This window comes from Bombella apis, from assembly GCF_018221685.1.
In the GTDB taxonomy this organism is placed as follows: Bacteria; Pseudomonadota; Alphaproteobacteria; order Acetobacterales; family Acetobacteraceae; genus Bombella; species Bombella apis.
In genome coordinates this window covers 7,501-20,520 of record NZ_JAGJTM010000005.1, presented here as the reverse complement: position 1 = coordinate 20,520, position 13,020 = coordinate 7,501, and the positions used below count along the sequence as shown (strand labels likewise).

Sequence of the window (13,020 nt, the reverse complement as noted above, 5' to 3'; positions counted from 1 at the left end):
TGTCTAGCGGGGCCAGTCGTGGAAGAGCCGGTAGAGCAGGGGGGTAAAGAGTGTACGGGCCTCCTGCTCTGGCAGCTGGGCATAGAGAGCCCCGATGACGGATGGTGAGAGCCACCGGCCCTGCCGTATGGCTTCATGGAGTCCAGCGGCTGAAAAACCATGGAGTGTAAAGTGCTGGAGAGCGTTTTCCACGGGGGCCAGCCTAGAGAATGAGGAGGTCTCTGCGGGGATGAGGGTTATGGGGGCGTCATCGGGAAAAGCCAGCGCCGTCGGGCGGAGCGAGAGCCTGACAGCTCCGTCATCCTGTTGGAGATGGAGGGGCAGGCAGTCCAGCAGGGTCGGGAAACAGGTGGAGGCAGGGGCTGCTGCGGGCAGGTATGGGAGGCCAGACGGACGGTCTGCATACAGCCATGCCCGATTTTCCATTCCCGGTACGGGGTTTTCCGGCTTGATGAGGCAGAGCGGTATCAGTGTGGGACTGTCCCGGAGTTCCTCAAGGGGGTGGAAGCCTGTCATGCGGCTGTCCCTGTTCAGGGCAAGCCGCTGTCCGTCGCGGTGCAGATGGAACCGGTTGAAGCGGCAGGCGGTCTCGGGGGGAGGTGCCCCGGTGGAGGAGGTAGGGGCCTGTCCATTCTGTATGGCGTAACAGGCACCGAGGATCAGGCCCTGAAGGAGATGGGCGCTGATATCCAGCGTCTGGGGCAGGAGAGCCTGCCCTTTGTCGTAGAACTGTTCGCTGCGGTCGAAGTGGCGGCGCATCTGCGGTGTGTGGCTGCTGGTGGCAGCATCATGCAGGATGCGGGCAGCGGACCAGTCCGGCGCTGCATGGATATGGGCAAACGGGTCTGGCAGGCCCTGTCTGCTGGAAGGACGGAAAAAAGACCGTGTGACCCGGCTGTCCGGGAAATTGCTGTCGGCGTGGGTCTGAAAGAGGGCCCGTGGATGGGGCATCTGCCCATCAAGGGTTTTGTGGGCCCATTGGCCAAGGCCGGTCAGGCACCAGTTGACAGGGAGATGACTGGTTTTCTGGAAGGTCTCTGCCCCCAGTTCTGCCTCCATCCCGGTCAGGAACGCCTTCACGGAGCCGCTATCAGGCGTGAAATATTCATCCACGGCCAGCTGGATGATCCAGTCGAAATGGTCGCCCTCCTGCTGGAGCATGGTCAGCAGGGCATCCTGATGGCGGTGCAGGCTGTCTGTTTCCTGGCGGTCCGTTGTCAGCAGGCGGATGTCGTAGTTGCGGGCTGCCTGGGTCAGGATGTCCTGCGTACCATCGGTGGAATGGTCGTCACAGATGAGCAGGGCCGAAAAACCCGCCGCCATATGGTGGGCGATCCACCAGCCAAGCCTGTTGGCTTCATTGTGGACGCAGAGAAGGGCGGCGGTCCGGGGCATGGGTCAGTCCATCTTCAAGGCGGCGAGGAAGGCGCTCTGCGGAATTTCGACCTTGCCGAACTGCCGCATGCGTTTTTTGCCCTCTTTCTGCTTTTCCAGCAGCTTGCGTTTACGGGAGATGTCACCACCATAACATTTGGCCGTGACATCCTTGGAGAGAGCCCCCAGCGTCTCACGGGCGATCACCTTGGAGCCGATGGAGGCCTGGATGGCGATCTTGAAGAGCTGGCGGGGGATGAGGTCTTTCAGCTTGGCGCAGATGGCCCGGCCCCGTGTCTCGGCCACGGTACGGTGGGCGATGAAAGCCAGGGCATCCACTGGCTCGTGATTGACGAGGATGGAGATGCGGACCAGATCGCTCTCCTCGTAACCATCCATCTGATACTCGAAGGAGGCATAACCCCGCGTGAGGGATTTCAGACGGTCATAGAAGTCGAACACCACCTCGTTGAGGGGCAGGCGGTACACGACCATGGCCCGGTCTCCAACATAGGTCAGGTCGATCTGAACGCCACGACGTTCCGTGCAGAGGGTGAGGACGGACCCCAGATACTCGTCCCGCACGAGGATGGAGGCCTTGATCCACGGCTCTTCGATATAGTCGATCTTGCTGATCTCCGGCATGTCGGCCGGGTTGTGCAGCTCTTCGACCTCGCCGTTGTTCATGTGCATCTTGTACACGACGGAGGGAGCGGTGGCGATGAGGTCCAGATTGAACTCACGGGAGAGACGTTCTTGGATGATCTCCAGATGCAGCAGCCCGAGGAACCCGCAGCGGAACCCGAAGCCGAGGGCAGCCGATGTTTCCGCTTCGAAGTGGAAGGAGGCGTCATTGAGCCGCAGCTTGCCGAGGCTGGTGCGCAGCTTGTCGAAATCGTCGGCATCGACAGGGAAGAGACCACACCAGACGACCGGTATGGAGGGCTTGAAGCCGGGCAGGGCCTTTTCCGCCGGGCGGTTGTCCAGCGTGATGGTGTCACCGACATTGCAGTCCGCCACGGTCTTGATGGCGGCATTGATGTAGCCCATTTCCCCCGGGCCAAGGGAATCGACCGGCTGCATCTTGGGCAGGAACACGCCGACCTGATCGACATGATAGGTTGCCCCGGTCTGCATCATGCGGATCTTGTCGCCCCGCTTCAGGCGGCCTTCCTTGATGCGGACAAGGATGATGACGCCGAGATAGCTGTCGTACCAGCTGTCCACCAGCAGCCCCTGAAGGGGAGCCTCGGCATCACCCTTGGGGGCAGGCAGGCGCTGGACGAGGGCTTCCAGCACGCCTTCGATGTTCAGGCCCGTCTTGGCACTGATCTCCACGGCATCATCTGCCGGGATGCCGACCACTTCCTCGATCTGGGCACGGACACGTTCCGGCTCAGCGGCCGGGAGGTCAATCTTGTTGAGAACGGGGACGATCTCATGGTTGGCATCAATTGCCTGATAGACGTTGGCCAGAGTCTGCGCCTCGACGCCCTGTGAGGCATCCACGACCAGCAGGGACCCTTCGCAGGCGGCGAGGGAACGGCTGACCTCGTAGGCGAAGTCCACATGGCCGGGCGTGTCCATGAGGTTGAGCGTATAGACGTTGCCATCCTTGGCGGGATAGGTCAGCCGGACAGTCTGGGCCTTGATGGTGATGCCCCGCTCCTGCTCCAGCTCCATGGAATCGAGAACCTGCCCCTTCATTTCACGGGCAGTCAGGGCGCCGCAGGCTTCGATCAGCCGGTCGGCCAGGGTGGATTTGCCATGGTCGATATGGGCGATGATGGAAAAATTGCGGATGAGGTGAAGCGGTGTGTCGGTCATGACGCCCTAATTAGGTGATTCTGAAAGTTCTGTCAGCATGTGTGGTGGCGGGGAGGCCCCCGCCACGGGTGAAGGGGGCTAGCGGTCTGTCAGGCGGAACTCGATCCGTCGGTTGCGGGCCAGAGCTTCCGGGCTTGAGCCATTGTCCAGTGGCTGATAGCCGGAGAATGCCGTGGCAGCAATGTGATGCGGGTCCACCCCATTGGTGATCAGTGTTTTGACGACCGTAATGGCACGGGCGGATGACAGCTCCCAGTTGCTTGGGAAAGTGGAGCGGATCGGCTTGCGGTCCGCATGGCCATCAACACGGAGAATCCATGGGACATCAGACGGAATGGTGGCCGCTACCTCACGGAACGTACGGGCCAGGGTGAGGAGCTGTTTCTGGCCTGTCGGGGTGAGAGTTGCGCTGCCGCTGGGGAAGAGAATCTCGGACTGGAAGACAAAGCGGTCGCCCACAATGGAGATTCCTGGCTGATTTTTGAGAATGTCCCTCAGTCTGCCAAAGAACTCGGAACGGTAACGCTGAAGCTGGTTGACCTTGTCAGCGAGGGCGATGTTGAGCTTCTGCCCCAGCTCGGCGATGCGGGCATCCTTGTCCACCTCGTTCTTTTTTTCAATCTCCAGGGCTCTGGAGACGGCCTGGAGCTGGCGGGTCAGCTCGGTGATCTGCGATGAGAGATCGGCAATGCTGCCAAGCTGGGCGCTTTCGACCTCTTTTGAGTGGGTCTGCATGTCGTCCAGCTGATGCTGTCGCTCATCAAGCTGGCTCTTCAGCGTGGCGACCATGGCACGCTGTTCCTGCTCGGCACTGCTCAGCGTTTTGACCTTTGCCTCACTGAGGGAGAGCATGTCACTGAGATGGGTGAGCTCCTGCTTCAGGTTTTCCAGAGCGTGTTCTCTCTGGGTGATGGTCGCAGAGAGGAATTCCTGCCCGAGGACGAAGACGAGCAGGACGAACGTGACCACCATCAGCAGGGAGGAGAGGGCGTCCACATAGCCCGGCCAGGCATTGATGGAGCCGGAGCGGTGACGGCGGCGGGCCATGGTCAGCCCTCCCCACGCCGGGAGATGAAGGGGCTTTTCTCACTTCTGGCAAGGGAAACGATATCGGTACGCAGGCCGAGCAGCTGCCTTTCCATGTCCTGAAGAAGCTGGGTGACGGCCGGATCCTCGAAGTGACGCTGGCTGACGCTGCTGCTCAGGGCCTTCATGGTCCGCAGTGTGGCCTGGTTCCCTTCTTCGATCTGCTGAAGGATCTGCTGGAGCTGCGAGAGGTCCTGCGCAGGGGCGGCAGGGGGTGCCTGATGGCTGCGGAGGGTCTCGTTGATTTCTGTCAGCTTCTCAATGATGTGCGTCTGTCCAGCCCGGATGGCCTCATCATGCTGATGGGATGTGGTTTCACGTTCATGAGGCAGGGCTTCACGGATCTCCGCCAGCTTCTCGATGATGGCGGCCTGCCCTTCACGGAGGACTTTATCATGAGGCTGAGCGGCTGCTTCACGATGATGCAGGAGATTCTCGCTGATGCGCGTCAGTCTCTCAATGAGAGACCCCTGATTATCACGGGATGGGGAGGATGTGTCATGTTGCGTCGCTGGAGCTCCCTTGCGGAAGGTCTCATTCATGCTGGTCAGCTGGCCGAGAATGGCGGACTGGTCCTTGTGGAAGGCACCATCGGCATAGAGCTTGTGCATGGTTTCGTTCAGGGCGCGCAGGCCAAGAATGATCTTGGCGTTGTCCTCTCCGTCAACCTCCAGGATGCGGCGCAGGATGGTGATGTTCTGCTGGAGCAGGGCCACATTTTCCGTCGTGAGCCGCATGAAGTCCTGCACACGTGGCAGCCAGGCTTCCATGGTGGCCAGCCTGTCTTCTGCGGGGCTCTCAGGTCCTGTTTCCGGGTTTTCGAGAAAGGTCTGGTCAGCCAGCCATTCCTCGATCTCATTGGCAAAACGGTTCTGCGCCTGTCCTGATGTCAGGTCGAGGAAGCCGAGAATGAGCGACCCCGCCAGACCGAACATGGAGGCAGAGAAGGCCGTGGACATGCCACCGAGCGGTTTGACCAGTCCTGTTTTGACGTGCTCGAACATGGTGGATATGTCCGCCCCGCCGGAAGGCATGGCGCTGATGACATCTGCCACGGAACGTACGGTGAGAATCAGCCCATAGAACGTGCCCAGCAGCCCGAGAAAGACCAGAAGCTGCGTGATGTAGCGGGAAATCTCCCGGCCTTCATCCATGCGGGCTTCCAGGCTTTCCAGCATGGCCCGTGTGGTCTGGGTGGAGAGGGAGAGACCAGGATTCTCATCCCGCCGTGCCCGCAGGACACGGGCCATGGGGGAGAGAAGCCGGGGCGGCTCCGGCACTTTCAGCCCGGCTCGTGGCTGGCGCAGGATGTTGACCCAGCGGACTTCAGGAAAGAGCCGGATGGTCAGATGGAGGTTCCAGAGAATGCCCAGCAGCAGGATGGCGATGATGACACCGTCCAGTCCCGGATTGACCATGAAAGCATGGACCAGCACATCCCGCAGGGCAAAGGCCAGCCCCATGATGATTAGCAGAAAAACAACGATACGGACGAGATAACGGGTCGGGCGCGTCATGGTGCCGTGTTTCCTTTTTCAGGACTGTCTGAAGGAGAGGGGTTGGCTTCGGGGAGGATGTCCAGCCTGTCCGCAGGGGCGGTGTCGGTACTGTCTGGCCGCCCTTGGGCGATGGGATAGATGCGTGTCGTGGCAATGCCGCTCCGTACCAGCAGGCCACGCACGGCCAGGGCACGGGAGAGGGCCAGACGGCGGGGTGCAGAGATGTCGCTGCCGGGCACCGTGGCATAACTGCGGAGTACGAAGCGTGTGTCTGCTTTCGGGGCCATGGTCTCCGCATAATGGCGGATGGACTCGATGGTTGTGGCGTTCAGGCCGGTGCTGCCGGTGTCGAACAGGATGCGCAGGGCGTCTGCCTCCTGCGGCTCGGTATGGCTGTGGCTGCTTCCGTCGGGCTGGACGTCCGCTGCGGGAACGGCAGGGTGCAGGATGACAGGGAATTCTGGTGGGGTGATGACTGTCGGTTTGGGAGCCTCAGCAGCAATGCTGGGAACCCGGGTATATCCCGGCGGTACGGGCGGGGCCTGCGGTACGGGGGCAGGATGGGTCACCGTGCGATTTTCATGCCGGGCGGATTGCCGGGGTGTCTGGGTTGCTGGTGCAGCCTCGGGGAGGGCATCCAGATTCGTGGAAATCTGGGCCCGCACCGCCGGGGCGCACAGAAGCCCCGCCATGAGAGGCGTGCAAAGCAGAGGGAAGAGGGAAGCCAGCCGATTTTTCATGCCTGCATCCTATGCGGAGGAGCCGCATCCTGCAATCTTTATGGCGGTGCCATAGCAGAGAACACGGCTCCATCCCCGGTCATGGTGGAATGATGTTTCAGTCCTGCGTGAGGGCGTTGTGCACCAGTTCACGCAGGGGGGCATGGAAGTGCTGGTTGCCAGCGACGACATGGACATCATCATCAAGGGTACCGAGGTCGTTGCCCTCAACATCCGTGGCATGGCCACCGGCCTCCCGGACAATCAGCAGCCCTGCGGCACAGTCCCACGGCTTCAGGCCCAGCTCCCAGTAACCTTCATAGCGGCCGGCAGCCAGCCAGGCGAGGTCCAGGGCGGCAGCGCCGCAGCGGCGGATGCCAGCGACCTTGGGCATCAGGCTGCTCAGCACGCGGCCAAAAGGCATGCGGTACTGGGCCGGTACCTTGGCGAAAGGAATCCCCGTGGCAAACATGGCTTCCGAAAGCTTGCGCCGGGCAGAGACACGGATGCGCCGGTCATTGAGGAAGGCACCAATGCCTTTCTCGGCCCAGAACATCTCATGAGAGGCCGGGTTGTAAACGACGGCGGCCACCAGCTCGACGTCCCCATTCGGATGACGACGCTGGAGGGCGATGGAAATGGCCCAGTGCGGAATGCCGTGGAGGAAGTTGGAGGTGCCGTCCAGCGGGTCGACAATCCAGCGCCATGTCCAGTTGTCACCGCCAGAGGCCCCGCTCTCTTCCATAAGGAAGGCATAGCCGGGACGGGCACGGGCCAGTTCTTCACGGATGGTCTTCTCGGCCCGCATGTCGGCCTGGGAGACAAAGTCTCCCGGACCCTTGATGCTGACCTGGAGCTGCTCGACCTCGGCAAAGTCACGCAGGAGAGACCGCGCCGCTTTCTGCGCGGTGTTCTGCATGACAGCCATATGGGGAGAAAGACGCATGATCAGTCCTTGGCACGCTCGACGTAGGTGGCGTCTTCCGTGCGGACGACAATGCGCTCACCGGCCTCGATGAAAGGAGGCACCATCACCTTCACGCCGTTGGAGAGCACGGCAGGCTTGTAGGAGGAGCTGGCCGTCTGGCCCTTGACGACCGGGTCGGCCTCGGCAATCTCCAGCGTGACCTGCGGCGGCAGGGTGACGGCCACCGGGTCGCCCTCGACCAGCTTGACGCTGATGGTCATGTTGTCCTGAAGGAAGGGGAGCTGATCGCCAAGGATGTCCTTCGGCAGCATGGTCTGCTCGAACGTCTCGGGGTCCATGAGGACGATGTTGTCGCCATCCATGTAGGAATAGATGTAGTCGTTGTCCTCTGTGACGAGACGCTCGACGGTGTCGGCCGTACGCCACCGCTCGTTGCTCTTGTTGCCGCTGGCGAGGTCGCGCATCTCCACCTGGATGAAGGCACCGCCCTTGCCGGGGGTCAGAATCTGCTGCTTGAGGACGGTCCAGCGGCGGCCGTTATGTTCGATGACCTGCCCGGCCCGGATGAGGTTGGCTTGCTGTTTCATGTCAGCTCCTGATGTACATGCAAAAGATCGGGTATTGCTCAAGGCTTCTGGCCATGCAGGCAGGGCAGAAGCGGAAACTCTCTGATGAACTTCAGGGAGACTTCTAGCCGCGTCGGTGGGGCGGGCGCAAGCTCCCTCTGTACACTCTAGGTAAAAGGGTAAGGCTTTCCGTCCGGTCCCCGTGCCTGCGAGGAGCCGGAGCTTTCATCGGCCGGGGTGGAGACGAGATAATCCGGCCCGAGTGGAACCTTGCCTTTCCCGCCCGGTATGTCCACGACATAGGTCGGCCAGACCAGCCCGGAGACCCGGCCCCGCAGGCTTTCCAGCAGGGCACGGCCTTCCTCCACCGGCACATGGAAATGCGCCGTGCCGGGGGCGGAATCGAGGTGATGCAGGTAGTAGGGCTTGATGCGGGCGGCGATCAGGGCACGGAGGAGGGCCTCCAGCGATTCCGTCGTGTCATTCACGCCCCGCAGCAGGACGGACTGGGACAGGACGGGGATGCCCCGGCCCAGCATCTGCCGGACAGCCACACGGGCCTCGTCCGTCAGCTCCCGGGCATGGTTGATGTGGGTAACCATCCAGAGGGCACGGTCAGTCTCCATGGCATCGAGAAGCGCCGTGGTCAGGCGTTCCGGGGCGGCGACGGGAACACGGCTGTGGATGCGGATGATGTCGATGTGACTGATGGAGGACAGGCGCTGGATGATGTGTTGCATCCGGCGGGGGGAGAGCATCAGCGGGTCGCCCCCGGTCAGGATGATTTCCCGTATCTGCGGATGTGCCTCTATCCAGTGGAAGGCGGTTTCCAGAGCCTCTTCCCCCAGCAGGCCGCCATCGGGCCCTACATGCTCCCGCCGGAAGCAGAAGCGGCAGTAGAGCGGGCAGACCAGCAGGGGCTTGAGCAGGGCCCTGTCTTCATAGCGATGCACGATGCCGGGAACGGGGGAGAGGGCCTCATCACCGATCGGGTCTTCGCTTTCATGGGGCATGGTCCGCAGCTCCCGGGCATCGGGAATGACCTGCCGGGCGATCGGGTCATCCGGGCTGGTGATGAGCCGCTGGAAGGCGGGGGGAATGGCCGTGGCATAATGCCTGGCCACCTCCTCCAGTGCCGGGGCCTGTTCCGGCGTGATGAGCTTCGCCTCGAGAAGCGATTGTGTGCTGCGGAGGGTTCTGCCTGACGGGGAGGATGAGGCGGTATCGTGCATGAGGTTGCTCTAGCGAAAGGCCGCGTCGTCCTGCAAGAAAACTCTGCCTATGGTGCCGTGCGGGGCCTCTGGCCTATAGGGAGGGGACGGCATCGCCGGATGAGGGTGGAAGGAAACGGTCATGGAGAGTTCCAGCGCAACACAGACGACAGCCCGGATACAGGAGCGCCTGCCCCTGCTGCGCCGGCGTGCCCGGATGGTGCAGGCCGTGCGGGCCTTCTTTGAGGGCAGGGGGTATCTGGAGGTCGAGACACCCTATGCCGTTCCTGCCCCGGGGGAAGAGGTGCATCTGCGCTGTTTCCGCACGGTTCTGGAACGTCCTGATGGCACGGACGAGGTCCGTTACCTCCATACCAGTCCTGAATTTGCCATGAAGCGTCTGGTAGCGGCCACGGGGCAGCCCCTGTTCCAGCTGGCCCGTGTCTGGCGCAACGGGGAGCGGAGTGCGACCCACATGCCGGAATTCACCATGCTGGAATGGTATCGTCCCGGTGCCGGGCTGTCGTCCCTCATGGATGAGACGGAGGACCTGCTGCGTCGTGTCCTGCCGCCCCGTCTCTCTCATGGGGATGTCATGCTGGAGCTGGACCGGCCTTTTGAACGCCTGACGATGCAGGAGGCTTTTGCCCGCCATGTCGGGGTGGACCTGCTGGCCAGTGCCGGGGATGCCGACCGTCTGGCCCGTGAGGCCGGGGTGGTGCTGCGGGAGGGAGAAAGCTGGGAGGACCTGTTCTTCCGCCTGCTTCTGGAAAGGATCGAGCCGCATATAGGGCGGGAGCGACCGACCTTTCTGACGCACTGGCCTGCCGAACAGGCGGCTCTGGCAAAGCGTGATCCGGCTGATCCTCGGGTGGCCCTGCGTTTCGAGCTGTATGCTGCCGGGCTGGAGCTGGCCAATGCCTTCGAGGAGCTGACGGACCCGCAGGAGCAGCGCCAGCGTTTTGAAACGGACCGGGCACGGCGGATGCAGATCACACCAGAGCAGGACTGGCCGCTGGATGAAGCTTTTCTTGAGGCATTGGCCGACATGCCGCCGACTTCTGGCATTGCACTGGGCTTCGACAGGCTCGTGATGCTGGCAACGGGTGCCCCTCGTCTTGAGGAGATTCTTTGGTTAAGCTGAGGCGGAGCGGAATTTTCTGTTTTCAGGGTGCAGGCGTGCGGAACAGGGGGAGGGATATGGAACGAGATGTGAATGGTGCGGGAAAGCGCCGGGCATGGCTGGTCCTTGGGGCCGTCATGCTGCTGGGCGGGTGTACGGTCCCGGCCCTTCAGCGGCCAAAGGTTCTGGATTCCATGGTTGGTCAGTCAACCGTTGAACTGCTGCGGCGGTTTGGGGTTCCGGCCCGTACCTACGATGTACAGGGGCACAATTTCCTCTCTTATATCGAGACACAGACGCAGGTTTCGCCGGGCTATTCCAGCTGGGATTGGGGCTGGGGCGGTGGATACGGGTACGGCTATGGTGGCGGCTGGGGGGGCATCAACATTCCCCCGAGCTATTACAGCGCTACCTGTCAGACGACATTTGAGGTTGTGGGAGACAAGGTTGTGGGATGGAAGCTGTATGGGGGAGGATGTTGAGCCTGATGCGTAGCTCTTTTGGAGGACAGGCTCTGTCCGTGAGGCTGGGTCTGTCCTGTATGGTTCTTGCCGTTCTGGCGGGTTGTTCTGGCCATCGGGTGGTCCGGCAGGATCCTGTTGACGTACATGGCTCAACCCATGCGGAGGCCTTGCCCGAGGCGAAAAGCATTCAGGCGACATACCGGCCTGCCGCACCGGATGCGCCTCCCAATCCGCAGGTCCGGTACCACATGCCGCCTGCTTTCTCTTTTGAGGACAGGCCGTTGAGCGACAATCTGGCCAGTGCCATTGAGCTGGCCGATTTTGAGGCTGCCGTCATAAGGGCGGGATACTGGTCCATTCTTGAGGGAGAGAAGGATCATACCGTGCTGGCTGTTCCCAATGGGCCGTTTGAAGCCTTCAAGCATGAGGTCAGGCCGGACCTCATGAGGGCAACGGGGCATGGTTATCTGACGGGCTTCATTGGCCAGATGATTCTTGTAGGGCACTGGGACATGCCGACAATCCGGCGCAAGGCGGCGAAGAGGGGCGGGAGCATACAGGTGCGGACATTGGCCGGCCCCGGCTATGACGTGATCCTGAAGCCCACGGCCTTCGGGAATGTGGAGGTCATCGGCAAAGATGGCACCGTGACATTGGCCGGTGATGGCTATCCGCAGTCCAACGGGGTTCTGTATATGGTGGATTCAATCCTTCCCTACCAGTAACAGGGTTTCGTCAGGGGATGGCTGCACTTATGGCCGTGAAATGGTCTAGGCCATTCTCTGCCGGGTCCAGCGTGATGGCCAGAAAGTCAGCTCCGGCCTGGGTGGCCGCCAAGGCTTCTTCCGTGGTGCAGACATGCTCGGCCACGACAGGCAGTTCCGCAAACAGGCTCCACTGCTTCAGGGCTGTCAGCCCGATGGCGGGCAGGCTGACATAATCGGCTCCCTGTTCCCCGGCTAGCATGGCGTCATCCAGTGTCAGGCAATGGCAGCCGATCTGGAACGCTTCCGGTCTGTCTCTGCGTCCGGCAAAGGTTTTGACATCTTTCGGGCTGGAAAGATGGACGCCATCGCTCTCCTTGAGGGAGAGACCATGGAGCAGATCAAGGTTGGCGGGAGCCAGAATCAGGGCGACATCTCTTTCCCAGGCCATCTGACGAACGGCATCCAGCTGTTTCCGCTCTGGTGGCCTGTCGAAGCAGAGCCGCAGAGCCGTGACGGCCTCTTGCGCCAGCAGGGGAGGAAGCTGCGCCTGAAGCTGTGTCAGGGCGGGAAGTGAGGGGATGACAGGGTAGAGGTCACAGTGATTCATGAGGGTCAGATGTGACAGATTGTTGGCTGGTTGACCAGCATTTCGTCTCCTGGAAGAGAGGCAGGTCCAGCATGACGTCACCTTCTGGGCGGCTGGAGAAAAGGCGATGTTTCATGTCGTCGGGGAGTCCAGCACGGAAATCGCGGCAAACGACTCCGTCAATCCCTTCATGCAGGGCGCTGATGGCCAGTGAGGCGCTGGCACCGCAATCAAGAATGGAAGGGGCTTCAGATCCTCTGGTGAGGTGGAGCCACCAGTCTACGCCTAGGCTTGCCCCGGCATGGAGGGGCGAGAGGATAGTAAAGGGCCGTGTGGCGAAATGTTGATGAGCCTTCAGGAGGGCAGGGCGGGAGGAAATGGTGATGAAGGGGCGTGGAAAGGGTGGAAAGGTGCTTGACGCACTGTAAAGATCGGTCATTCTGGCTTCATCTGGGAAATCAGCTGGATGGTCATGTTGGGAGTGCAGGGGAATCCTGCCATGGCAGACGTGCATCATAGGCCATGAAGGTGGGGGTGTCAGTGCAGGAGAACAGGCAGTTGAGTGTCATGCAGAAAAATCCGGATCTTGAACGGTTGGAAATTGCCCTTGTCCAGCTTGGTTTTGCTCTGGAGCAGCAGGAAATCCAGGCCGAAGCCGAGCGTACGGAACAGAAGGAAATGAGGCAGGCCCTGCTGGACAGGATCGATGCTCTTGAGGCCCGCCTGCGGACAATTCTCGAGATGGATGCCGGGGCGCTCGGGGCTGCTGCGTCTCCTGAAACAGAAGAAGAGGAAAGATAAGGGTCATGGCGCAGGTAACGCTTTCGGTCGGTGGCCTCAGCTACACGGTTGGCTGTCAGGATGGTGAGGAAGACCATCTGAAGGCGCTTGCCGCCTCCATTTCGCAGCGTCTTGAGGAAGTACGCAGAA

At 61.4% G+C, this 13,020-nt stretch carries 15 protein-coding genes (1 of these 15 only partly in view); 5 read left to right on the top strand and 10 right to left on the bottom strand.

All coding sequences use genetic code 11. The features are described 5' to 3' along the window. Window positions 1–3 precede the first annotated feature (3 nt). The 8 genes from J8Z04_RS07225 to J8Z04_RS07190 all read right to left on the bottom strand — a co-directional run bounded on the left by J8Z04_RS07225 (window position 4) and on the right by J8Z04_RS07190 (window position 9,231). A complete protein-coding gene (locus J8Z04_RS07225; RefSeq protein WP_192848478.1) occupies window positions 4–1,395 on the bottom strand; it encodes a glycosyltransferase family 2 protein in 1,392 nt (463 codons plus the stop codon). A 3-nt stretch (window positions 1,396–1,398) separates the two neighbouring features. Then, entirely contained in the window at window positions 1,399–3,201 is a 1,803-nt protein-coding gene (gene lepA / locus J8Z04_RS07220) for a translation elongation factor 4 (RefSeq protein ID WP_043557939.1), read from the bottom strand. A gap of 78 nt (window positions 3,202–3,279) precedes the next feature. After that, on the bottom strand, window positions 3,280–4,248 hold the full coding sequence (locus tag J8Z04_RS07215) for a peptidoglycan -binding protein (protein WP_192848479.1): 969 nt from the start codon (window positions 4,246–4,248) through the stop codon (window positions 3,280–3,282). A 2-nt stretch (window positions 4,249–4,250) separates the two neighbouring features. Further along, on the bottom strand, window positions 4,251–5,804 hold the full coding sequence (locus tag J8Z04_RS07210) for a MotA/TolQ/ExbB proton channel family protein (protein ID WP_192848480.1): 1,554 nt from the start codon (window positions 5,802–5,804) through the stop codon (window positions 4,251–4,253). After that, entirely contained in the window at window positions 5,801–6,526 is a 726-nt protein-coding gene (locus J8Z04_RS07205; protein ID WP_192848481.1) for an OmpA family protein, read from the bottom strand. The genes J8Z04_RS07210 and J8Z04_RS07205 overlap by 4 nt, the downstream gene beginning before the upstream one ends. 97 nt (window positions 6,527–6,623) lie before the next feature. Further along, window positions 6,624–7,451, bottom strand: a complete 828-nt coding sequence (locus J8Z04_RS07200) for an inositol monophosphatase family protein (protein WP_086431222.1) — start codon at window positions 7,449–7,451, stop codon at window positions 6,624–6,626. A 2-nt stretch (window positions 7,452–7,453) separates the two neighbouring features. Beyond that, window positions 7,454–8,020: an elongation factor P gene (efp, locus tag J8Z04_RS07195; protein WP_043557943.1), complete on the bottom strand. Its 567-nt coding sequence runs from the start codon at window positions 8,018–8,020 to the stop codon at window positions 7,454–7,456. Between the two features lie 146 nt (window positions 8,021–8,166). Beyond that, entirely contained in the window at window positions 8,167–9,231 is a 1,065-nt protein-coding gene (locus tag J8Z04_RS07190; RefSeq protein ID WP_192848482.1) for a lysine-2,3-aminomutase-like protein, read from the bottom strand. Window positions 9,232–9,352: 121 nt separating this feature from the next. On the opposite strand from J8Z04_RS07190, the gene epmA reads away from it, so the two are divergent. Genes epmA through J8Z04_RS07175 form a run of 3 tightly spaced genes read left to right on the top strand, consistent with a single transcriptional unit; the run spans window position 9,353 to window position 11,522 of the window. Then, window positions 9,353–10,354 carry an EF-P lysine aminoacylase EpmA gene (gene epmA / locus J8Z04_RS07185; RefSeq protein ID WP_043557946.1) on the top strand — a complete coding sequence of 334 codons (1,002 nt, stop codon included), beginning with the start codon at window positions 9,353–9,355 and terminating at the stop codon, window positions 10,352–10,354. A gap of 56 nt (window positions 10,355–10,410) precedes the next feature. Beyond that, entirely contained in the window at window positions 10,411–10,815 is a 405-nt protein-coding gene (locus tag J8Z04_RS07180; protein ID WP_086431220.1) for a hypothetical protein, read from the top strand. A 5-nt stretch (window positions 10,816–10,820) separates the two neighbouring features. Then, a complete protein-coding gene (locus J8Z04_RS07175; RefSeq protein ID WP_086431219.1) occupies window positions 10,821–11,522 on the top strand; it encodes a hypothetical protein in 702 nt (233 codons plus the stop codon). A gap of 10 nt (window positions 11,523–11,532) precedes the next feature. On the opposite strand, the gene J8Z04_RS07170 is transcribed toward J8Z04_RS07175, so the two are convergent. Both J8Z04_RS07170 and J8Z04_RS07165 read right to left on the bottom strand, forming a co-directional pair. After that, window positions 11,533–12,111: a thiamine phosphate synthase gene (locus J8Z04_RS07170; RefSeq protein WP_081563299.1), complete on the bottom strand. Its 579-nt coding sequence runs from the start codon at window positions 12,109–12,111 to the stop codon at window positions 11,533–11,535. Further along, window positions 12,098–12,529 carry a hypothetical protein gene (locus J8Z04_RS07165; protein WP_192848483.1) on the bottom strand — a complete coding sequence of 144 codons (432 nt, stop codon included), beginning with the start codon at window positions 12,527–12,529 and terminating at the stop codon, window positions 12,098–12,100. Before J8Z04_RS07165 ends, J8Z04_RS07170 begins: the two co-directional genes overlap by 14 nt. A 128-nt stretch (window positions 12,530–12,657) precedes the next feature. Here J8Z04_RS07165 and J8Z04_RS07160 point away from each other — a divergent pair, with 128 nt between their 5' ends. Continuing rightward, the gene (locus tag J8Z04_RS07160) at window positions 12,658–12,891 is read left to right on the top strand and encodes a hypothetical protein (protein ID WP_103765175.1); all 234 of its coding nucleotides are present in this window, start codon (window positions 12,658–12,660) and stop codon (window positions 12,889–12,891) included. 5 nt (window positions 12,892–12,896) lie between these two features. Beyond that, on the top strand, window positions 12,897–13,020 hold the 5' portion of the coding sequence (locus J8Z04_RS07155; protein ID WP_081563301.1) for a cell division protein ZapA. It continues 269 nt past the right edge of the window; the window shows 124 of its 393 coding nt (coding positions 1–124); its start codon is at window positions 12,897–12,899; its stop codon lies beyond the right edge, outside the window.

Bases quoted from the DNA above. Each gene is read 5' to 3' on its own strand.
- J8Z04_RS07225 (WP_192848478.1), bottom strand. From the start codon at position 1,395: ATGCCCCGGACCGCCGCCCTTCTCTGCGTCCACAATGAAGCCAACAGG.
- lepA (WP_043557939.1), bottom strand. From the start codon at position 3,201: ATGACCGACACACCGCTTCACCTCATCCGCAATTTTTCCATCATCGCC.
- J8Z04_RS07215 (WP_192848479.1), bottom strand. From the start codon at position 4,248: ATGGCCCGCCGCCGTCACCGCTCCGGCTCCATCAATGCCTGGCCGGGC.
- J8Z04_RS07210 (WP_192848480.1), bottom strand. From the start codon at position 5,804: ATGACGCGCCCGACCCGTTATCTCGTCCGTATCGTTGTTTTTCTGCTA.
- J8Z04_RS07205 (WP_192848481.1), bottom strand. From the start codon at position 6,526: ATGAAAAATCGGCTGGCTTCCCTCTTCCCTCTGCTTTGCACGCCTCTC.
- J8Z04_RS07200 (WP_086431222.1), bottom strand. From the start codon at position 7,451: ATGCGTCTTTCTCCCCATATGGCTGTCATGCAGAACACCGCGCAGAAA.
- efp (WP_043557943.1), bottom strand. From the start codon at position 8,020: ATGAAACAGCAAGCCAACCTCATCCGGGCCGGGCAGGTCATCGAACAT.
- J8Z04_RS07190 (WP_192848482.1), bottom strand. From the start codon at position 9,231: ATGCACGATACCGCCTCATCCTCCCCGTCAGGCAGAACCCTCCGCAGC.
- epmA (WP_043557946.1), top strand. From the start codon at position 9,353: ATGGAGAGTTCCAGCGCAACACAGACGACAGCCCGGATACAGGAGCGC.
- J8Z04_RS07180 (WP_086431220.1), top strand. From the start codon at position 10,411: ATGGAACGAGATGTGAATGGTGCGGGAAAGCGCCGGGCATGGCTGGTC.
- J8Z04_RS07175 (WP_086431219.1), top strand. From the start codon at position 10,821: ATGCGTAGCTCTTTTGGAGGACAGGCTCTGTCCGTGAGGCTGGGTCTG.
- J8Z04_RS07170 (WP_081563299.1), bottom strand. From the start codon at position 12,111: ATGAATCACTGTGACCTCTACCCTGTCATCCCCTCACTTCCCGCCCTG.
- J8Z04_RS07165 (WP_192848483.1), bottom strand. From the start codon at position 12,529: ATGACCGATCTTTACAGTGCGTCAAGCACCTTTCCACCCTTTCCACGC.
- J8Z04_RS07160 (WP_103765175.1), top strand. From the start codon at position 12,658: ATGCAGAAAAATCCGGATCTTGAACGGTTGGAAATTGCCCTTGTCCAG.